The 434-nt window shown below is 37.1% G+C and carries 1 pseudogene; it reads left to right on the top strand.

The features are described 5' to 3' along the window. Positions 1 to 52: 52 nt before the first annotated feature. Positions 53 to 434, top strand: a pseudogene (locus SCA31_RS22515) (OmpA family protein); the annotation flags it as partial.

Here is a 434-nt window from a genome sequence, read left to right as displayed (position 1 = left end):
CTCTAGAATATTATTAAAAGATTTTTTTTAAATAAAACATAAAACATATTGTATGAAATTAGGTTTATTATTATTGGCCGCTTTGCCTATTGCTACTTATGCTCAGGACAGTATCGCCGTTAGTTCCTCTAGCGAATACCCGAATACTTTTTCCTCAGGTTCTGCCAATGTCCAAACTTTCGACAACAAGGCTAGAAGATTTAACGACTGGAGTATTTCAGTTGGTGGAGGTGCAGCATTTATGACTCAATCAGATCTTACGTCATTCTATGACAAAAAGGTTAACTGGGGTTATAACAGTTACGCAAGTATAGACAAGCAGATCTCGCACACTTTCGGTTTAAGCATTATTTACCAAAGAGGTGAAACAAATCAAAAAGGCATGTTGGAAGGTGTATCCGGACAATTAGCTGGTGTAGGAGTTGCAAAAACCA

This window comes from Chryseobacterium sp. SIMBA_028 (assembly GCF_046535285.1).
Classification (GTDB): Bacteria; Bacteroidota; Bacteroidia; order Flavobacteriales; family Weeksellaceae; genus Chryseobacterium.
The sequence above is the reverse complement of the archived record's forward strand: the minus strand, read 5'-3'. Positions and strand labels throughout refer to the sequence as shown.